The organism is Ventrimonas faecis (assembly GCF_040096075.1).
Lineage (GTDB): Bacteria > Bacillota > Clostridia > Lachnospirales > Lachnospiraceae > Brotaphodocola > Brotaphodocola faecis.
The window spans coordinates 209662-229596 of the sequence record NZ_JBBMFJ010000001.1 but is presented as its reverse complement, the minus strand read 5'-3'; the positions used below and the strand labels follow the sequence as shown (position 1 = coordinate 229596).

18 protein-coding genes are annotated in these 19935 nt (G+C 42.4%); 17 read left to right on the top strand and 1 reads right to left on the bottom strand.

Annotated features, from left to right (window positions below; all coding sequences use genetic code 11):
* Window positions 1–150: 150 nt before the first annotated feature.
* Window positions 151–435, bottom strand: coding sequence for a glycerol-3-phosphate responsive antiterminator (locus WMO41_RS15890; protein ID WP_350340408.1), 285 nt, complete (start codon window positions 433–435; stop codon window positions 151–153).
* 284 nt (window positions 436–719) lie between these two features.
* Here WMO41_RS15890 and WMO41_RS01090 point away from each other — a divergent pair, with 284 nt between their 5' ends.
* From WMO41_RS01090 to WMO41_RS01010, 17 genes are all read left to right on the top strand, one after another.
* A complete protein-coding gene (locus tag WMO41_RS01090) occupies window positions 720–2189 on the top strand; it encodes a helix-turn-helix domain-containing protein (RefSeq protein WP_349228226.1) in 1470 nt (489 codons plus the stop codon).
* 162 nt (window positions 2190–2351) lie between these two features.
* Window positions 2352–3461 carry a P-loop NTPase family protein gene (locus WMO41_RS01085; RefSeq protein WP_349228225.1) on the top strand — a complete coding sequence of 370 codons (1110 nt, stop codon included), beginning with the start codon at window positions 2352–2354 and terminating at the stop codon, window positions 3459–3461.
* Entirely contained in the window at window positions 3458–4693 is a 1236-nt protein-coding gene (locus WMO41_RS01080; protein WP_349228224.1) for a TadA family conjugal transfer-associated ATPase, read from the top strand. Before WMO41_RS01085 ends, WMO41_RS01080 begins: the two co-directional genes overlap by 4 nt.
* Window positions 4694–4706: 13 nt before the next feature.
* Window positions 4707–5501 (top strand): type II secretion system F family protein, encoded by a 795-nt coding sequence (locus WMO41_RS01075; RefSeq protein WP_349228223.1) that lies wholly within the window; start codon window positions 4707–4709, stop codon window positions 5499–5501.
* Between the two features lie 24 nt (window positions 5502–5525).
* Window positions 5526–6452, top strand: coding sequence for a type II secretion system F family protein (locus WMO41_RS01070; RefSeq protein WP_349228222.1), 927 nt, complete (start codon window positions 5526–5528; stop codon window positions 6450–6452).
* A 74-nt stretch (window positions 6453–6526) separates the two neighbouring features.
* Window positions 6527–6709 (top strand): Flp1 family type IVb pilin, encoded by a 183-nt coding sequence (locus WMO41_RS01065; RefSeq protein ID WP_349228221.1) that lies wholly within the window; start codon window positions 6527–6529, stop codon window positions 6707–6709.
* Between the two features lie 94 nt (window positions 6710–6803).
* Complete coding sequence (locus WMO41_RS01060; protein WP_349228220.1) at window positions 6804–7517, top strand: hypothetical protein; 714 nt, start codon at window positions 6804–6806, stop codon at window positions 7515–7517.
* Between the two features lie 78 nt (window positions 7518–7595).
* Window positions 7596–10079: a DUF5702 domain-containing protein gene (locus WMO41_RS01055; protein ID WP_349228219.1), complete on the top strand. Its 2484-nt coding sequence runs from the start codon at window positions 7596–7598 to the stop codon at window positions 10077–10079.
* Window positions 10080–10082: 3 nt separating this feature from the next.
* Complete coding sequence (locus WMO41_RS01050) at window positions 10083–10799, top strand: TadE/TadG family type IV pilus assembly protein (protein ID WP_349228218.1); 717 nt, start codon at window positions 10083–10085, stop codon at window positions 10797–10799.
* Window positions 10800–10841: 42 nt separating this feature from the next.
* The gene (locus WMO41_RS01045; protein ID WP_349228217.1) at window positions 10842–11462 is read left to right on the top strand and encodes a prepilin peptidase; all 621 of its coding nucleotides are present in this window, start codon (window positions 10842–10844) and stop codon (window positions 11460–11462) included.
* A 52-nt stretch (window positions 11463–11514) separates the two neighbouring features.
* Window positions 11515–13401, top strand: a complete 1887-nt coding sequence (locus tag WMO41_RS01040) for a DUF6382 domain-containing protein (protein WP_349228216.1) — start codon at window positions 11515–11517, stop codon at window positions 13399–13401.
* Between the two features lie 28 nt (window positions 13402–13429).
* Window positions 13430–14239 carry a PP2C family protein-serine/threonine phosphatase gene (locus WMO41_RS01035; RefSeq protein WP_349228215.1) on the top strand — a complete coding sequence of 270 codons (810 nt, stop codon included), beginning with the start codon at window positions 13430–13432 and terminating at the stop codon, window positions 14237–14239.
* A gap of 27 nt (window positions 14240–14266) precedes the next feature.
* Window positions 14267–16426, top strand: coding sequence for a protein kinase domain-containing protein (locus WMO41_RS01030; RefSeq protein ID WP_349228214.1), 2160 nt, complete (start codon window positions 14267–14269; stop codon window positions 16424–16426).
* A gap of 13 nt (window positions 16427–16439) precedes the next feature.
* On the top strand, window positions 16440–16598 hold the full coding sequence (locus WMO41_RS01025) for a hypothetical protein (protein WP_349228213.1): 159 nt from the start codon (window positions 16440–16442) through the stop codon (window positions 16596–16598).
* Window positions 16599–16613: 15 nt separating this feature from the next.
* On the top strand, window positions 16614–17735 hold the full coding sequence (locus tag WMO41_RS01020; RefSeq protein WP_349228212.1) for a tetratricopeptide repeat protein: 1122 nt from the start codon (window positions 16614–16616) through the stop codon (window positions 17733–17735).
* Window positions 17710–18249: an A24 family peptidase gene (locus WMO41_RS01015; protein WP_349228211.1), complete on the top strand. Its 540-nt coding sequence runs from the start codon at window positions 17710–17712 to the stop codon at window positions 18247–18249. The genes WMO41_RS01020 and WMO41_RS01015 overlap by 26 nt, the downstream gene beginning before the upstream one ends.
* 178 nt (window positions 18250–18427) lie before the next feature.
* Window positions 18428–19933: a tetratricopeptide repeat protein gene (locus WMO41_RS01010; protein ID WP_349228234.1), complete on the top strand. Its 1506-nt coding sequence runs from the start codon at window positions 18428–18430 to the stop codon at window positions 19931–19933.
* The last annotated feature ends 2 nt before the right edge of the window (window positions 19934–19935 follow it).

Sequence of the window (19935 nt, the reverse complement as noted above, 5' to 3'; positions counted from 1 at the left end):
TAGACATCCGTAACGCTGGAAATGTCATTTTGAGAGATAATCTGTCGAATTTGTTCCTTTGCAAGTGCCATAAAAAATGCTCCTTTTCGATAAAAATTTACATACCGTAATTCTTACCAAAATGGAGCCATTTTTTACCAAAGACACAAATTAAATTACACTACCCAAGTCCAATGCCTTTGATCTTCTTACCTGATTGGATTTTGTAGTTACGATCCCTGCTGCACTTGTATAATATTTCACAAATTCCACTGCGCTGTCCTTTGATGACAGCCCATCTATAAAATCCATATACACAAAGGGTTCAATTCCTGCTTTTCTCACTCGCTCCACAATAGATGGCAGCGTTTTCAGGTTTCCACAGAAAATATATGCTAATTTTACCCGGGAAAGGCAAAGATCATCCAGATCTTCTTCTCTACAGAGAGCCGCCATAATAGGGTTCTTTTTTGATGATTTGCGTGCCGCCAGGTAACCATTTATAAAAATTAACTTGTCTAATTTCCATGCCTTAATTGAAACCTTCCCCTATAAATGTTAAAATTAATTACTATCATGATATGTAAGGATCCATTTTTTGAAGAAAAATGAGCGGAATAAAAGGTAAAGATTATGTAAGAATGATATGAATCCCCCTATAAATCTAATTACATTTTTGAAATGTAGGGAATGGTGGAGAAGGGTGGCAAAAAAAGATAGTATAAAAGGATAGGGAGAGTATGTCAGAGTTTTCAGAGGCGATAAAAGCGGAGATTAAAAAATCAGGGCAGACGCTGTTGTATCTGTCAGATGCAAGCGGTCTTTCTCTGGATCATATTTCAAAAATGAGGCAGGGAAAGCGCCTTCCTCAGGATACAGAAAAGGTACGGAAGCTGATTATGGCATTGCAGTGTTCAGAAGATGTATCAAAAACATTATTTTCGCTTTATAAAATAGAGCGTATGGGCAATGAAGAGTGGAACTGTATGCAGGAGATTAAAAAAATGCTGGAATACAGAACCGGTTTTCTGGACATTGCACAGTTAGATATACAAGTAGAGGAAGGAGACTGGGAAGCTCTTCAAGATATCCATGTACTTCACAGCCGGACAGAGGTAATCTCATTTCTTCAAAGAATTCTGCCGCAAAGTGGACATATATTGCGTATGTTTACAGAAGAACTGCCGGAAGCAGTGGTAGAGATACTGGCTCAGTTTTTAAGTCGTCGTGACATATGCTGTGAACATGTTTTTTCGTTAAAGAAGGTCCGGGAACAGGGGGGAAGTCTGTATAATCTTCAGTATATCAACCAGATCATGCCATTGATCCGTTCAGATAGTGAATATATTGCATATTACGATTATGAAGAGAAATGCAATGACCTTCTTCCAAACTGGTTTATTGGAGATAAATGGGCGGTTGGACTTCATAGAAATATGGAAAGCGGTCTGATCGTGTGGAAAGAAGAAAAACTTTCTTATCTTAAAGAGATTTTTGAGAGAAAGAAGAAAAATAAGCGGCAGCTATTACGCTATTTTGCAAATGTGTCTCAGTGGGCGGACTGGATAACTGAAAACAGAAAACGTTATCTTACAGAGCAGGACAGTTTAAATTTCCGTCCTCAGGAAATGAAAAATTATTACATGGAGTATGATCCCTGTCTGATGCGGATGCTTTCAGAAGATATGCTGAAAAATCATCTTCTTTTAGAGGACACAGGAAAGAAAATGGTCCTAGAAAACTGGAGACAGCGCTGCAATCAGCTGGAAAAAGAAAAGGCAGTACACATTTTTACAAGAGAAGGTCTGGAATATACTGCTATGACTGGACGACTGGCAGAAATACCGTCATCGATCTATACGCCTCTTACCAATAAAGAACGCCTGGAAGTGATGGAGAATTATCTGGAATGGATGAAGCTTCAGGATGGGGAAGTATATATGTTAGATGAAGGTCAGGTAAGTCTTCCAAGAGGAATTTTTGTTTATTCTACTGTTTCCATGGTAGACAATGAGATCACTTTCTGCATTGGAGCAGACGGAGTGGCCTATTGTTCCATTTATGAGCAGGGGGTGGCAGAAAAACTGAACCATTTCTGCCGGATGATTGAAGAAGGAGAAATGGTTTGCTCCAAAGAAACATGTCTTAAGATCATTAAACAGCAGATTGAATATCTGCAGGAAGAATTAAAAAAAGAACTGAAAAAATAACTGAAAAAATAACTGAAATTAGACAGATGATCCTGAAGAACGAAATGATTATCTGTCTAATTTTTATGCCCTGATTGTTGGAAAATACAGGCAATGATAAACTATACTTTAGAATTTGTCGAAAAAAATATGTAAAGCAGATAAATCATCAGGGGGCGTCATATGGTAAAAAAGCAGTTGATCCTGGCAGACCGGGATGAATTATATCTCACCAATCTATCCAATTATTTTATGGAAAAAAATCCACAATTGGAACAGAATATATTCACAAAAAAAGAAAAATTAATAGACTATCTGGAAAATGGAGGTTCTGCGGATATCCTGGCAGTAGATGAAGGCTTTGCAGATGCAAAACTGCAGGCTCTTGCAGCTGATATGACGAAGATTGTTCTGTCTTCTTCTATGGAACCAGTAGAAGGATACGAAGTTGTAAAAAAATATCAGAAATCAGAAAGCCTGTTAAATGAGATTTTACTAAAATACGCAGAATCTACGGGAAAAACAGATGTGATCCGTGGAAAAAGCAATACCAGGGCAGTTGTTTTTTACAGTCCAGCAGGAGGAAGCGGAAAAACCACCCTGTCACTGGCTATGGCATCTGCCTGCGGGGCAGCGGGATTTCGCACATTTTATCTTAATTTAGAAGAAATTGACTCTGTAAAAGGAACGCTGGCATCTTCTGCTGGTACTCTTTCTGATGTATTTCTTGCGTTAAAGACAAAAGGTGTGAACGTGGGTGTGAAGCTGGCAGCCTGCGCAGTACAGGAACGGACCGGCGGTTTTTATTATCTGTCCGGTGTAGAAAGTATATCAGAATATGAAGAGATCACGGGAGATGAGATACGGCGCCTTGTAGAGACTATATGTAGCCTTTCCGAGTATGATGTGGTTATCATTGATGTTTCTTCCAGTTTTTCAGAAAAGACCCTTGCTGTATTAAACGAGGCAGATATCGTATTTGCGCCAGTGCTTTCAGAGGAAAGTTCTATTGCAAAAATGATCCGTTTCTTAGATGAAGCTTCATTGCACGAAAAATACAACGGAATATTTAATAAAATGACTCTTGTGGTAAACAAGTCATCTGTTTCAGGAGTAGGAAAAGAATTGTTGGAAAGTGGGTTATTAAACCATATTCCATGCAGCGGTGCAGTAGCAGCATCTCCTGTTTTTAGGAAATACAGTGATATTATCCGCTCTGGCAGCCTTTTAAGACAGACTTTAGATCCCATGATCCAGACCATTTTTAAAGAGCAGGGAGGTCAGAGTCTATGATCGAAGATATGCAGCAATGGATCCGCCAGATCCGTGAGATCGTGTCAAACCGTCTGGATCTGACCCGCAACATCAGCGATGATGAGATCCGGGAAGTGATATCGGATATTGTAATGGAGCAGTCCAGACAACAGTATATGAGCCTGAATGAGAAAAAAACTCTCATGGAAGGCGTATTTAACTCCATGCGTGGCCTGGATGTATTGCAGCCATTAGTAGATGATCCAAGTATCACCGAGATCATGATCAATGGCCCCCATAATGTGTTTGTGGAGCAGAATGGCAGACTTTATAAGAAAGATGTCAGCTTTGGAACCAATGAAAAACTGGAAAATGTTATTTTGAATATTGTATCCAAGGTAAACCGTACTGTAAATGAGGCTAATCCCATTGTAGATGCCAGATTGTTAGACGGCTCCCGTGTAAATGTGGTGCTTCCGCCTATTGCATTGGACGGCCCTACAGTGACTATTCGAAAATTCCCGGAAGATCCTATGACTATGGAAAAGCTGATCTCCTATGGTTCTATTACTCCGGAGGTGGCAGAGCTTTTAGACCGCATGGTACGGGCAAAATATAACATTTTTATCAGCGGCGGCACTGGCTCAGGAAAGACTACCTTTTTAAATGCTCTTTCTAACTATATCCCAAAGGATGAGCGAGTTATTACCATTGAGGACTCTGCGGAGCTTCAGATCAAAGGTGTTGCCAACCTGGTGCGTATGGAAACCCGAAACGCAAATATGGAAGGAAAAGGAGAGGTGACGATCCGTGATCTGATCCGTTCTTCCCTTCGTATGAGACCGGAACGTATTGTAGTTGGTGAGGTCCGCGGCGCAGAAGCACTGGATATGCTTCAGGCTATGAATACAGGTCATGACGGTTCCCTTTCTACAGGTCACTCTAATTCTACAAAAGATATGCTTTCCCGGTTGGAGACAATGGTTATTTCCGGAAATAACATTCCTATTGATGCTATACGGCAGCAGATCGCATCGGCGATTGATATTATTATCCAGCTGTCAAGACTTCGTGATAAATCCAGAAGAACACTAGAGATCACAGAGGTTGTAGATTATGTAGATGGAAAATTTATATTAAATCCTCTTTATAAATTTGTAGAGCATGGAGAAGACAAAAATGGCCGCATTATAGGCGGGCTGGAACGGACGGAAAATCCTATGAAGAACACTTATAAATTCCATATGGCGGGATTGTCCGATAAAGTTTAGCGAGGAGTAATGTATGTTTGGAAAGAAAAAACAGGCAGAAGAAATGGTACTGCGGGAAGACGGACTGACAGATTATGACGTTTATGTTATGACAAAGTCAGAAAAAATGTTCACCATTGTGGTGGCAGCGATAGCTTTGTTTGCCGTTGGATATGTGTTTTACCACAGTTTGATTCTGTCGGCATTATTAGCGCTGTTTGCAGTGAAAGCGCCGAAGATCAGGACCAGACAGATCATTGATAAAAGAAAAAATCAGCTGTCTTTGCAGTTTAAGGATATGCTGTATTCCCTGTCATCTGCATTATCAGTAGGAAAATCTGTTGAGACCGGTATCAGGGATTCACTTCAGGATCTGCAGGTCATTTATCCAGATCCGGAGACAGATATTTTAGTGGAGCTGGGGCTGATCCTTCGGGGACTGGGAATGAACAATACCATAGAAGATATGTTTGGACAGTTTGCCGAGAGAGCACATCTGGAAGATATTGATAATTTCGTGGATATTTTTGTTACCTGTAAGCGCACCGGAGGCGATCTGATTGAGGTTATGCGTTCTACTTCTAATACCATTGGTGACAAGATTGAGGTAAAACAGGAGATTGAGACTATGATTTCCGGTAAGAAATACGAATTTAATTTCCTTATGATATTGCCTGTGATCATGGTATTGTTTCTGACACTGACTTCCGGGGACTACATGGCGCCTGTGTTTACAACCATTGTAGGCCGGATTGCCATGACGGCAGCTATTGCTATTTTCGCGTTGGCGTACGTAGTTGGTTCCAAGATTATGAAGATCAACATTTAAGGGAAAGGAAAGAGGAGTGACAATATGATCTTAAAGATTTTTTCAATCCTGATCTGCGTTATATTTGTAGGAAACTTCCTTCTCTGTTATCTCAGGTCTAAAGGAAAATATGACGAGTACATGGAGTATGTGGACAAAGAGGAATATGGGCTGAAGGATTTTATCCCCCTGGGTCTTTTGAAAGCGGAAAGCATCTGGGCGGAAAAGATAATGCCCATGCAGTTAAAAACAATCCTGGCTTCCCACAATAATCAGGTATACCAGAAGGTTCTGGAGCTCCATGGGCCAAAAGATGTGGAGTTTTATTATTACATCCACAGCGGATACCGGCTGGCAGCAGCGATCCTTGCATCTGCAATGGCAGCGATCATGGGAATGATCATGTCCGTGCAGGGAGATACCAGCAATGGGGCGCTTTTAAGTGTGATCGCCATTGCGGCAAATTTTGCGGTGCCATTTTTAGTAGATACCAGCTTAAAGGAGTCTATAGAGAAACGCCGCCGTTCCATTCAAATGGAATTTCCAGAATTTGTAAATAAGCTGACACTTCTGGTAAACGCAGGCATGACCATTTCCAAAGCCTGGGAAAAGATCATCAATGAAAATACGAAAGAACATATCTTGTATGATGAAATGAGGTATTCCTTAATGGAGATCAAAGCCGGTAAACCAGAAGCAGTTGCCTATGAAGAATTTGCAAGACGATGCCGTGTAAAAGAAGTGACCAAGTTTGTGTCCGTGATCGTTATGAACTTAAAACGAGGCGGTTCTGAGGTGGTTCCTGTATTAAAGGCACAGGGAAATGAATGCTGGGAAATGCGAAAGAATGCAGCCAGACAGTTAGGAGAGGAAGCAAGTACCAAGATACTGATCCCATTAATGATCATGTTTATGGGGATTGTACTGATCGTATCTACACCGGCGGTTTTGAGTATGACTTCTGGAATGTAGGAGTGTAGTGAAAAAATAGTTAAATTTATCCTGCAAAAGGGTATTTTTATAAAATTTATGAAGGAGGCAGAAGTATGGAAATGCTGAAACGCTTTTACAGCGAAGAAGAAGGAATGGGAACTGTAGAGATCGTTATGATCATTGCAGCTCTGATGTGTATTGCGCTGTTGTTCAGAAAACAGGTATATCAATTTGCAAACAGTATTATGAAACAGGTATTTGATAAGAATCTGGTAGAAAAACCAGGTTTGAGTTAAGTAGATTAGTTCTAAAAAATATGGCTGTCTAAGATACCAGGCGTAAGTTTCGCCTGGTATCTTATAAAACAGTTTTGTTCTCAGGAGAACAGATATGCAAAATAAGCAAAAGTCATCAGGCCTTTTATGGGCCAATCTGAAACGTAAAAAAGACCAGTTAAAGCAACAATTAAAAGAAAATCAAGACGGCTATCTCACCATAGAGATAACCATTATATTTACTTCGTTATTTTTTTCGCTTCTGCTCATGCTTTTTATGGGAATGATCCTGTATCAGGAGGTAAACGTGCAGAGCCTTGCAATACGTACTTCAGAGAGAGGTTCTGTGATTTATAGCTCCCGTGTGTCAGATATGACAACCGGGGAGAAAACATTAGCTGATTTTAAAATAAGGGATCCTTACCGGAATGTTCCCTTTATGGATAATGGAAATAAAAAGGAATACAAAACCCTTTTAAATACATATGTAGACAAAAATCTGGGAAGATACAGCATTTTAAACGGCGTCATAAATAACCAGAATGATTATGTGACTATAAAAGATAATCTGCTTTCAAAAAAGATTATAGTGAGCATTAAGGCGGGTTATACAATGCCTGTGGATTCAATACCTAAAATGTTTGGACAGAGCGGCCTTTTCGATGTCAACACCACCGCCATTTCCGCAGCAGTAGACGCGCCGGATTTTGTCCGCAACGTGGACATTGCCACAGATGTATTTAAACAGACGAAGCTTTTTGGAACAGTGGATAATGGTTATGGAAAGATAAAGGCAGCCATAGAGAAAATAAGAGAACTGCTGAAGTAAAAAGTACTTAGCATAGAAATACATGTTCGGGCATGAAATTGTTCGGGGAACGTGAGAGAAAAACGGGGGGAAGAGTGGATGAAGTTTTTTGAAAATAAAAGGAACAGAGGAGCCGTTTCTATTTTTCTGGTGATAATCCTGCTTCCTACTATGCTGTTATGTGCAGTTCTTATTGACGGCAGTCGCGTAGCCAGCGCCAGAGCCATGACCCAGGAGGCAGCGGATCTGGCGGCTACCAGCGCCCTTTCCGTTTACAATCAGAAATTAAAAGACGATTATGGTCTGTTTGCAGTAAAAGAGCCGGACAAACTGGAAAAGATCTATAAAGAAAGCCTGGAAGCCACTTTACTGGCATCCGGGCTTTCAGAGGATGAGGCTTATTCTGAAAAGCTCTGGGGAATTATGAAGGATACAGTAGGGCTGAATAATCCTTATGAGGGGAAAAACTTCTTAAATCTCTATGATTTTAAGGTAGACAGCTGTAAGGTGGAGCCTAAATACCCCCTGGCAGAAAAAGATGTCCTTCAGAACCAGATGGTAGAATACGCAAAATACAGAGGCATTTATATTATGGCAGACCGTTTTGGCATTCTGACAGGCAAAGGCTCTGTTAAAGAAACGGCAGAACAGGAGAAAGAGGCCACAGACGTAATGGAGACCAAAATGGATGTGGACGAAAAAAACGGGGATGCAGATAAAAAAATAGCGGAATTGATGAAATTGGTGGAGGAGCTGAATCAGGCAGTATATATGGCTGGTGTTATAAAAGAAACATATCTGGAAGATCTTCCGGCTTATATGGAAAAGGTGAAGCTGGAAAATACAGATATAGAAGGGGATTATAACAGCAATGATGTATCGGAGCTTAAAGGAATCCATCGAACTGTTTCTTCTGATCTGCAGCGATGCCAGATTCTTGCAAAGGCGGTGCTAGACCAGGCGAAAAATACAAAGATCAGCCTGGAGCAGGCAATTACCCGGTTAGATGATTTTAAAGAAGGGCAGGAAGGAAGAGGGGAAGAAAATGAAACGATTGGTGGTCTTGTAGAGGATGCCCAGACGGACCGTTCTTATTATCAGGATACTTGTATGGCGCGGGTCGATGAGCTTTTAAATGACAAAAGACTGGAGCAGCTTGCTGCAGATGAATACCTGGGAAGTCGCATGAGACAGACTATGGGGCAGATTGAACGGGCTGTTGAGAAATATGCAGATGAAATAGAAGAAAATGACAGTGACTCAGAAGGAGAAGATGGGGAAACTGAGGAGGAAGAAATCCTGGAATATTATTATTACTATCTGGATATGACGAACAGGGAAGAAGATGCCCAGACGGTAATAAATGGCGGAGCTGGTCCGAAAAAATATTACCGCCAGGCGGTGACAGAAGTGATCCAGTATTTTCAGGGAAGATCATGGAATGCTGTCAACCCGGCACAGAGCCGGAGCCAAAATTCTGGTCAGGAAGGAAAAATCAATGAAAGTGTGGCCTCTGACCAGTCTGCAAAAGAAGATGAGAGTACGAAGCCGGACAATGGGGAGGAACGGAAGTCCATTAAATCAGAAGATTATAAAGATCGTCCTTCCAAAAGCTATCAGTCCGCTGCGACTCCTGAGCAATTTGGTGGATATTGGAACACAAGCGGAAGCCTTTCAGGAGCTAAAAAGGCATTAGACGGAAGCAAGAACAGTGTGCTTCTTCAATTAGGAGAAACGGCCAGAGATGAAGTTTTAAGTATAGCTTACATGTTTGGAACCTTTAAGACCCGCATGAGTACAAAGCCGGATCTTAACGGAAAAATGTCACAGGAAGAAAAAGACTGCGTTTATATGCCGGCCTGGCGATATGCCCATGAAGATGGGGAGATCGACATGCGTTTTGAACCGAAAAAAGATCGAAAAACAGCTTTGCGAAGTGAGATCGAATATCTGGTCTGTGGCAAACAGTCAGACCAGGAAAACGAGCAGATCATTTACAGGATCATTTTTGCAGAACGTCTGGCCAATAATGTATACGCTATGTATCGGGATAAAAAAACGATCAAACCAGCCTGTGAGGTAGCTGCTTTTGCAGCCAGTATGGCAACGGAGTTTGTGATTCCCGAGAGAGTATTTTTTTGGATCTTCCTTACTGCCTGGGCAACAGCGGAGACAAGTCTGGAAATGCATTATCTTTTAGACTGTGGATACAAGATCCCTCTTTTTAAAAATAACAAAAATATTATTTTAAATGAAATACCTGACGGAGATGGTCTGGTGGACAATTATGGAAGTGTTAATAGCGGAGTATTTGTAACTTATGAAGATTATCTGCTGATTCTACTGCTCATTCAGGGTTCAGAAAAGCGTATTATGCGATCGGCAGACCTGATCGAGGTGAACATGAAGAAGAATGGTGAGGAAAGCTTTTCTATGGACAAGGCATTTACCTATTTAAAGGCAGACTCCCAGATGTCCATTCGATACCTGTTTGGAAGCACTGCTCCTTTTAAATCGGATTATGAAGCAAATGGTGTTACGGGACGGATAAAGTATAACAATACGATCTATCAGGGGTACTAAATTATGAAGCAGAGAAAAAGAAGCGTATTAAAACGAACTGCACAGAAAAGACAAAAGGGCGTGCTGACCATTGAAGCCAGTATTTCCTATTCTATATTTCTTATGATCATCGTGACACTGCTGTACCTTATGCGTGTGGTGTATGCCTATGGCCTGGTGCAGCATGCAGTGAGCCAGACAGCCAAGGAATTATCCATGTATACATATGTGTATCATGTTTCCGGCGCTTCCGGGCTTTATGATGACCTGCAAAGCGCAACTTCCGGACGCAAGGATCAGTTTAATACAGATGCGGAAAGCATTGTGAAGCTGTATGAGATATTAGAAGGCGGAAAACTGGATGAATTAAATGACTACAGCTATGAGGGAAGTACCAATCCAAAAGATATATTAAAAGATGTGATCGGAGCTGTTGCCAATGAAGCAGCAGGAGATGCACACAATCAGGCATGGACCCTGATAGCAAGACCTATGATCGCCGGATACATTGGAGCGGACTCCAAGGGCAATTCCGCAGATGAACGTTTGCAGAAGCTGCGGGTGATCGGGGGCTTAAAGGGAATCGACCTTTCTTCCTCTAAGTTTTTTGAAAATGGTACTACCATTGATATTGTGGCCTGCTATACCATTGATCCCCTTCTTCCTATTAAGATTTTGCCGGAGTTAAATCTGTGCAACCGGGCCACTGTACGGGGAATGAGCGGATCATCCATCTACTGATGATCACAGAGTACAGAATGATCACAGATCTGAGGACAGAAAATGAATGAACTGAAACTTGCAGCTCTTGTTTTTGCAGCTGTGTTAAATGGGATGAAAACAGTATATGGGGTAGAGATATACAAAGAAAAAGAAGAGCCATTCTGGAAAGTATGGAACTGCCGGTGGCTGTATGTTTGTGGGGCTGTCAGCCTGGGAGTTTTTGCCCTTATCTATTATCTTGGAAAAGGACAGATGTATTATCTGCGATATGCAGATCTTTTGTATACCTATCTGTTGTTGGCAATCGTGGATCTTAAGACGCGGATCGTGCCGGATAGAATTTTGTTCCTTTTTTTGACGGGACAGCTTCTTATGGCTGGAGCGGAAGGTCTGACAGTGCTTACAGCCGGGCTTTTAGGAGGTCTTATTTTGGGGGCGGTTGTTCTCCTGGTAGCAGCCACTTCCAGTGAGAAAATGGGAATGGGAGACGGAAAGCTTTTAGCAGTAACAGCTATTGCAGCCGGGTGGAGTTATACCTTGTGTATTTTGTGCATTGCTATGGGACTTTTCTTAATATGCGGGATATGGAGAATATTATTTCGCCATTCGTCCATGAAAGCAGAAATGCCATTTGTTCCCTTTTTATTTCTTGGAACAGTGATCTATTTTATATGGTTTTAAAGGGTATGAAAGGGATATTTAAGGATATTAAAGATAAACGGAGGTAGAGAGTATGTTGTCACAAGTACAGATTTCTTATGAAAATATGGGTGCGTCCAGTTATCTGGCGGCAGCCTTTTCGCCCCAGGCAGGTCTTGTGAATTATCAGCTGGAGATGCTGGCAGCAAATGAGATCAGCCATTTTCTTCCAGTGGCAAAGCGGGTCATGAATGGGGAGACAGTGGCCTATTATAACATTTCTTCTAAGATTGCCTTAAGTCAGATCATGAGCAGAAGAAAACTTTCAAAAATGGAACTGGTCCAGATTTTAAAGGGCTTTTTAAGCGCTGCAGAAGACGGAGAGCAGTATCAGCTTCCAGCAGGGGAAATTGTAATGGAAGCAGATTATATTTTTGTGGATCCTTCTACTATGGAGCCGTCTTTCGTGTATCTTCCTGTAAGCGTGCCTCAGGAAAAAGGGGTAAAGGAGTTAGTGCTTTCTTTTGTAATGGAAGGAAAAATCGAGCTGACAGGTGACAATTTCGTCCAGCTGTTACTGGAAGCCGTGAACAGGCAGCCTTTTAGGCTGGAAGATTTAAAACAGGTATTAGACCAGGTTCAGGGTATGCCACAGAGAGCTAAAAGTCCGGTTCAGGGATTTTCTGGTACTCAGGGCAACATAAATATGGGCGCAGCTGGTGGATTTCCACAGTCAGCATCAATTCCAGGTTCTCAGCCAATTCCATCAGTTCAGACAGCGCAGGTATCTCAGGCAGCTGTGCCAGTCCAGCCAGCTATGCCGGTTCAACAAGTACCACCTGTCCAGCCTGCAAGACCGGTATCAGCTCTAGCATCTGGAGCACCATCTGATAGCTCACTTCCACCAGCGCCTGAAAATAAAAAGGGAAAATTTGGCAAATCGTCCTTGAAGGCACAGAAGAAAGAAAAAGTAAAAGAAAATGCCAAACCTGTAAAGGAAAGCGCAGCTGTAGAAGAGGACGGCTTTGATCCGGAAAAGGCAAAGAAGAAGTTCCTGCTGCCTCAGGCAGTTGTCATGGTAGCAGTAGCGGCGCTGGTATCCTTTGGGGCATTTACAGATGAGTATGGGGATATTGCAGTGACCAATATTCTGGCAGTGGTCCTGATCCTTGCAGTGACAGAAGTGATCCTTTACAGGGAAGCTTATGTAAACAGCCGCAAAAAAGGCAATAAGAAGATGGATAAGAAAGCGGTACAGAAGAATAGCGGAAAGAAACCAGCGGCGCCTGGAAAGCCTTCTGGCTTTGGAAATGCAGGAGCAAAACCAGCAGCACCGTCCGGCTTTGGAAATGCAGGTTCCCGTCCGGCAGTACCTTCACAGTCTGGTTTCGGAAACGCAGGAGCGAAGCCAGCAGCACCTTCTGGTTTTAATAATGCAGGTTCCAGACCAGCGGCTCCAGTCCAGCCAGCACAGCAGCAGGTGGAACAGCCAGTTTCAGGCTTCCAGACACCGCCTGTTCCACAGCAGTCCATTTCCCAGCCACCATTTTCCCAGGCACCGGTCCAGCCTGCACCAATGCCTCAGGCCCCGATCACACCTTCCTATGCAGCTATGTCCATGAGATCAGGAAGTGGAGATGAGACAGAGCTTTGGGATGGAACCCAGGGAGGTATGAGCGCTTATCTGGAATATTATGAAAACGGCCAGCTTACCAGGATTCCATTGGATAAGCCAAGTGTTCTGATAGGACGTTTAAAAGGTCAGGTGGATTTTGCAGTTGCCAATCCAAAGGTAGGAAAAGTCCACGCAGAATTTATCAATCAGGATGGCCTGATCTATGTAAAAGACTTAAATTCCAAGAATGGAACCTATATTAATGGAAATGGACAGCGCATTGGCAACAACATGCCGTATCCATTAAGCAACAATGACCGTGTAACATTAGCAGACAGTGAATTTACAGTCCGCTGCGGTTCATAACAGATCTTTTCAGATGGGATAAAGGGGTATGAGAGATTTTACATATCAATACGGATCTCTGTCAGATGCAGGAGATGTGCGCAGCGAAAATCAAGATGCCATTTTGTGCTGTACAGGAGAAAAAAACATACAAAATCAGCAGAATGATGCCGCATTTTTCCTGGTAGCAGACGGCATGGGCGGGCTTTCCTATGGAAGCCAGGTAAGCGCCTACTGCACAGACCAGTTTGCAGCCTGGTGGCATGAAGATTTTTCTCAGATGATACAGGCAGGCAGAGACAGCGATACAGATATAAAAGAACTTTTAGAGCAGGAGATATGGGATATCAACACCCAGATTTATCAGTTTAAAGAAAGGGAAGGCTGCAGATGTGGTTCCACCCTTTCTGCGTTACTGTTGTATAACGGAAAATATTATATAGAAAATCTGGGAGACAGCCGTATTTACCGTTTCCGCAAAAATAATCTGGAGCAGCTGACAAAAGATCAGTCCCTGGCAGCGCAGCTGGTACGTGAGAAAAGGCTGACTCCAGAAGAGGCAGAGGATTTTCCACAGAAAAATGTGCTTACCATGTGTATAGGCATGTTTCAGATCCCTCAAAGTGGTTTTGAAATGGGAGAACTGAAAAACGGGGATATGTTTCTTTTGTGCAGTGACGGCTTTTACGGATGTGTGGAAGAAGCAGACGTAAAAGAGATATTAAGGCGTTATAACAGGCAGAATGACAAGGGGAATGGCATTCTTCAGTTTGCAGTAGAAAAACTTCGCAGCCTGATACCAGAAGGCGGAGCAAGGGATAATGTTTCCCTGATCCTCACAGAAGTGAGAAAAGGATAAAATGATAAAACGTGTAAGAGGTGGCATATGTTACAGCCTGGAACAAGATTAAATAATACATATACAGTGGTTGAAGCCATTGGCTCCGGCGGCGGAGGTATTGTATACAAAGCTTACCATGAACGGCTTCAGACCTATGTGGTGGTAAAGCAGGTAAAAGACCGGGTAAAGGGGATTTTAGATGCCCGTGGGGAAGCGGATGTATTAAAAAATATCAAACATACCCGACTGCCAAGAGTCTATGACTTTTTAGAGATTGACGGGGAGATTTTTACAGTTATGGATTTTATCCCCGGAGAGTCTTTGGATAAAGTCCTTTTAAAAGAATATAAATTCAGCCAGAAAGAGGTATTCACCTGGACATTGCGGCTGGCAGAGGCGTTAAGTTATCTTCATTCCCTTAATCCCCCTGTGATCCACAGTGATATTAAACCGGCCAATGTAATGTTGACGCCGGACCGGGATGTGTGCCTTATTGACTTTAACGTATCCCTTGCATTTGACCAGGAGATGCGCATGTCCACAGGCGTTTCCAGCGGTTATTCCCCGCCAGAGCAGTACCGGGATTTTTCCAGTTATTGTAAATATTTAAACCAGGCTAACTTTTATAATGCCCCTACCGTGACTATGCGTGAGGCAGATGAAACAGCTGCTTTAAATGATGAAACGGTTATTATGGATCAATCCATTTCCGGGCAGACAGAAAGCAGCATTTCCCAAATGGTAGGTCGGGGCGTAGATGAACGTTCTGATGTATATAGTCTGGGAGCTACAGTCTATCACCTGCTTACAGGCAGAAAACCGGCAGCTGATTTTGATGAGATCACACCGATCCGGGAGCTGGTGCCGGAGATCAGTGAAGGCTTTGCTGCGATCATTGAAAAAATGATGTCACTGGAGCCGGAAAACCGTTATCAGAATGGTACGGAACTTCTCTATGCTCTGGAACACGTTTATGAACTGGACAGTGAATACCAGAATTATTGCAAAAAGAACCGTTTCAGGAAGCTTCTGATCGCAGGAATGTTTGTTGCCGGTGCGGCAATGATCGCAGGCGGATTTTTGCTTATGGGTCAGGAAAATAGAGTGGCCTATAACCGCAGCATAGAAAAAGCCCAGAGTCTGATGGAAGCAGGGGAGTTTGAAGCAGCAGGCAATCTGATCCAGAATGCGAGACTGCGGCTTCCGGAAGACATTCATTCCTATAAGGAAGAACTTTTATGTTTGTTTTCCATGGGAGAGTATGAAAAGGCAGTATCTTATGGAAAGGATATTTTAAACAATCCTTCTTATATAGTGGAAGGAGAAGAAGAGCAGGCGGCTTTGGGAGATATTTTCTATATCCTGGGCAATGCCTACTTTGAGCAGGAGGATTACACCAACGCAGGGGCATGTTTTGAACAGGCCATAGCACAGAATCAGAAAAACTGTCTGTATTTCAGAGATGATGCCATTGTCCAGGCAAAAACAGGAAACGCGGACGCCGGAGAACAAACACTGGAAACGGCGATCACACTGGGATTGGGAGAAGACTCCATTTATATGGTCCAGGGAGAGATTGCGTTCTCCAGAGGACAGTATGAAGAGGCTGTAAACCATTTAAAGGAGTCTGTCCAGGCAGCTCAGACGGATGAGCTGAGGCGAAGAGCGGTGATCCTTTGCGCCCAGGCATATAAGAGAATGGGCGATGAATGGCTGGCAGATGAGATAAAGCTGTTAGAAGAGGCAGAAAATACTTTCACACTTCAGACATCCATGCACATTTCTGAAATGCTGGCAGATGCTTATGCAAGAAAGGCAAAAGCGGATACCGGCCAGTCAGAAAACTATTATGAAATGGCATTGGCCCGTTTTAAAGACCTTTATGAAAAGGGTTATTCCACAGAACAGATGATGGAAAATATAGCCATTCTTTATCAGCAGACAGATCGCCTGGATGAGGCACAATCTATGTTAAACGACATGACAGATAAGTATCCTGCGGATTACAAACCTTATAAGCGTCTGGCATTTTTAGAGGCAGACAGACAGCAGAAAAAGGAAAATATAAACAGGGACTATAGCCAGATGAAGAAATATTATGACCAGGCAGCAGCCTTGTATGAAGAGACTGGAAATGACGGGGATACAGAAATGCAGATGCTTGAAAATATGATGCAGGATCTGAAAAAAGGCGGCTGGTTATAGGAGGAATAAACATATGTATATGTTGACACATATTTCACTGACACCGGGAACACTGCTGTTTCTGGCAGGTGTCCTTCTGCTTTGCGCGGCAGTGGTATTAGCTGTAGTTATAGCAGCTACGGCCGGAAAACGGAAAGAACAGATCCGGCAGAGGATGAAGGAAAAATATTAAACGAGGAGAAAAAGCATGAAACAGATAAAACGGATCCTGATCTTTCTGGCGGTTCTGCTTTTGCTTGCAGGCTGCGGGAAAAAGCTGAGCCTTCATGAATATCTGGATCTGGGTGATAAATATCTTACAGAGTCTAATTACGAAAAAGCCATTGTGGCATTTACAAAGGCCATTGAATTAGAGCCAAAAGCCGTGAAAGCATACGAAGGTCTGGCAGATGTGTACATCAAAACAGAAAAGTATGCAAAGGCAAAGGAAGTGCTGGAAAATGGTATTTCTGTGTATGAAGGTTTATCAGAAGAAGAACAGACCGATGAGTTTAAGCAGATCTACGAGACTTTGCTGAAATTGAGAGAAGAAGTTGAAACATACTTAAGGGAACAGCTGAAACAGGAAGCAAAAAAGGAAGTCCTGGGAGAATACCAGGAACTGGTAGATGACCTGACAGACAGAATGAGATCCCAAGACAGAGAAAGCATCTGGGAGCTTCAAAGCAGTGATGAATACCAGAATCTTATAACAAAACTGGATCACGTTATATCCATGGACTGCAAAGACGGAAACTGGCTTCTGATCTATCCATGCGGTCACTGCTACTATGGCGGCATGAAGGACGGAAAACGATCTGGTCAGGGAATCTGGTGTGCTTATGATTACATAGAAGGAAACAAAGATTATGATTCCTGCACATGGGAAAATGATTATCCAAATGGAACAGGTGAAGAGTGGTCTGTATGTCTTCCTATTCCGGAGGATCTGTTTTATACCCAGATGAATTTAAAAGACGGTCTGTACCATGGAGCCATCCAGGAGAATTGCACAAGTACCTACGAAGAAGAAACTTTTCAGGAAAACTATACCTATGAGTGCAGTGAAGGAATTGCTGCAGAAGTAGCAGATCTCCATGCTGATATAGCACCGGATGATGGAAAAGAAATATATTGCATTTACAGTGATGATGAGTTCAGCCAGTATGCAGTCCGCGGCTATAAAAAAGGTATTCTTCATGCCAGAAAAGGCGTAGATGCAGTGGACAGTATGAAAACTTATACCCAGGAAGAGATTCAGGACGCAAAGCAGTCTGTAGAAGATGAAATCCAGGAATGGGAAGATGAAGCAGGGGCAAATGAGGAGTAGTATGGAAATAGCTTATATCATATTAAAAGGGGCGGCTGTTGCAGTAGCAGCAGCCGCTTCTATCACAGATCTGAAAACAAGGAAAATACCAAATAAACTTACCTTTTCTGCCATGCTTGCAGGTCTGGCATGCAATCTGGTCCTGTTTGGATTTAAGGGTCTTATAGGAAGCTTTCTTGGCATTTTAATGGGATTTACAGCATTTATATTTTTTGCCATTGGCGCACTAAAAGCGGGAGATGTAAAGCTGTATATGGCCATCGGGGCTTTTACAGGCTGGCGCTTCTGCGGATATGCTATTGTATATTCCATTCTTGTTGGCGGTGTGGCCGCATTCATTTTTATGCTTCTGCGAAAAAGTGGAAGAACCGCATTAAAAAACCTGAAAAATTATTTCGTGAATATGTTTTATACCCATCATTTCTATATGTATCAGTCCCAGGATACATCGTCTTATTTCAGCTTTGGATGCTGCATCTTGGTTGGATTAGTGATCACATGGATGGTTTTATAACAGTTACTCATAAGTATCTTGCCCGTTGCAAGCAGCAAGAAGATGTAAGACTGAACTATATAACGAAAATCAGGAAAAAGTAGAAATTATGGGATGGGAGAGATATCTGAATATGGAAAAAAATATAAAATGGTTGAAAATACGAAAGAAATTTGCAGTATTGCTCCTGATTGTGGTAATGGTAATAATGGCAGGCTGTCAGAAGAAAATGACTTTGCAGGATTACCTGGATCTGGGAGATAAATATCTTACAGAAACCAATTACGAGAAGGCAATCGTAGCTTTTACAAAAGCCATTGAACTGGATCCGAAGAATCCAGAAGGATATAAGGGTCTGGCAAATGTGTATGCAGTCACTGAACGTTATGAGGATGCATTGTATACATTGGAACAGGGACTGGAAGAGACAGAGGATGACAGCCTTAATGATATATATGAAGATATCCAAAAACGTTATGATGCATGGCAGGTGCTTTATGGCATGGAGAGTATGATGGATCGTGGAGTTGAGTATGATAACTGGTTTGATCTGTGGAATTACATGCTTACAATGGATTTTCAGATGACCTTTGATCAGTTGTCAGAAAAGGTAACTTATACCACAGAAGATGGGGAAAAAAAGTTGGTACTGTATCCCTGCGGTCATATTTATTATGGATCTGCAGGCAGTACAGATAGAGCGGGTTATGGAATCTGGACTTCCTGCAGCCTGGAGGAAAGCTGGATTGATTTTTATGATGGGTCATGGGAAAATGATTTTCCTAATGGACAGGGAACCTATCGTATGTGGCAGATCCAGTCTATTAATTCGGATACAGAGGATACATTTCATTACGAGGGAGATTTCAAAGATGGCTGCTTTACAACAGAAGAACCAGACGCGCCTTATCAGGGAGTGCTTCATGCCATGGAGATCGATACGGAAAAATCAATGCAGGAAAGAGAGTTTTCCCAGGAACTTTTTGATTATTGGCAGGGGGTAATAGCAGAAACGGATGCATATTTAAGTGGTTTTGCAATTACAGGCAGTTCAGAACAGGGAATGTCAGAGGAAGAAAAAGAAGAACTTGGTGTGCTTACACTGTTAAGTGCAGATTCCTCCTATAGTATGCCGGAAACTTATTATCCGGATCAGAACACATATCTGCTTATCTATGGCGGCGGAAAAGGGTTCGGTACGCCTTATGAGATCGTAGATACACAGGGAAATGCGCTGCTGCAGGGATATGAGGAGTGTTTGTGGAAAACCTCAGACGGTTATGTAAAGCTTTTGGCCTGTGATCCGGGGCAGATGGAAGATTCAGCAGAAAATTACTACTCGATCCTGATGGGTGAGCTGGAAGGAGATTTTTATGTTGTGAAATATGACTGGAGTGGAAATGAGATAGAACGTCATAAATTGGATGGAGATGTTTTTTCCCAAGCATATGCCATGTATCCCCAGGATTATGGACAGCCACTGGAGATTTACAGTCTTGGACCGGATACTTATGATCAGTATACCCCATTTTATAACTGCCAGGTCAGCGAGGATGGTTATGTTCTTACAGATGATTCTGGCCAGCAGGTCTCCAGGATACGGATTAAGGATCCAGATTCATATGTACCGATACAGAAGGGAAATATCTTCGGCCTGTGGAATCCAGAATATTATGAATTTGCACGTATTTATTATGTGAACTAGTA

Excerpts from the sequence above, each read along its gene's own strand:
- WMO41_RS15890 (WP_350340408.1), bottom strand. The coding sequence starts at position 435 with ATGGCGGCTCTCTGTAGAGAAGAAGATCTGGATGATCTTTGCCTTTCC.
- WMO41_RS01060 (WP_349228220.1), top strand. The coding sequence starts at position 6,804 with ATGCAAAATAAGCAAAAGTCATCAGGCCTTTTATGGGCCAATCTGAAA.
- WMO41_RS01080 (WP_349228224.1), top strand. The coding sequence starts at position 3,458 with ATGATCGAAGATATGCAGCAATGGATCCGCCAGATCCGTGAGATCGTG.
- WMO41_RS01020 (WP_349228212.1), top strand. The coding sequence starts at position 16,614 with ATGAAACAGATAAAACGGATCCTGATCTTTCTGGCGGTTCTGCTTTTG.
- WMO41_RS01040 (WP_349228216.1), top strand. The coding sequence starts at position 11,515 with ATGTTGTCACAAGTACAGATTTCTTATGAAAATATGGGTGCGTCCAGT.
- WMO41_RS01090 (WP_349228226.1), top strand. The coding sequence starts at position 720 with ATGTCAGAGTTTTCAGAGGCGATAAAAGCGGAGATTAAAAAATCAGGG.
- WMO41_RS01025 (WP_349228213.1), top strand. The coding sequence starts at position 16,440 with ATGTATATGTTGACACATATTTCACTGACACCGGGAACACTGCTGTTT.
- WMO41_RS01065 (WP_349228221.1), top strand. The coding sequence starts at position 6,527 with ATGGAAATGCTGAAACGCTTTTACAGCGAAGAAGAAGGAATGGGAACT.
- WMO41_RS01035 (WP_349228215.1), top strand. The coding sequence starts at position 13,430 with ATGAGAGATTTTACATATCAATACGGATCTCTGTCAGATGCAGGAGAT.
- WMO41_RS01050 (WP_349228218.1), top strand. The coding sequence starts at position 10,083 with ATGAAGCAGAGAAAAAGAAGCGTATTAAAACGAACTGCACAGAAAAGA.
- WMO41_RS01015 (WP_349228211.1), top strand. The coding sequence starts at position 17,710 with ATGAAGCAGGGGCAAATGAGGAGTAGTATGGAAATAGCTTATATCATA.
- WMO41_RS01085 (WP_349228225.1), top strand. The coding sequence starts at position 2,352 with ATGGTAAAAAAGCAGTTGATCCTGGCAGACCGGGATGAATTATATCTC.
- WMO41_RS01030 (WP_349228214.1), top strand. The coding sequence starts at position 14,267 with ATGTTACAGCCTGGAACAAGATTAAATAATACATATACAGTGGTTGAA.
- WMO41_RS01055 (WP_349228219.1), top strand. The coding sequence starts at position 7,596 with ATGAAGTTTTTTGAAAATAAAAGGAACAGAGGAGCCGTTTCTATTTTT.
- WMO41_RS01010 (WP_349228234.1), top strand. The coding sequence starts at position 18,428 with ATGGTAATAATGGCAGGCTGTCAGAAGAAAATGACTTTGCAGGATTAC.
- WMO41_RS01075 (WP_349228223.1), top strand. The coding sequence starts at position 4,707 with ATGTTTGGAAAGAAAAAACAGGCAGAAGAAATGGTACTGCGGGAAGAC.
- WMO41_RS01045 (WP_349228217.1), top strand. The coding sequence starts at position 10,842 with ATGAATGAACTGAAACTTGCAGCTCTTGTTTTTGCAGCTGTGTTAAAT.
- WMO41_RS01070 (WP_349228222.1), top strand. The coding sequence starts at position 5,526 with ATGATCTTAAAGATTTTTTCAATCCTGATCTGCGTTATATTTGTAGGA.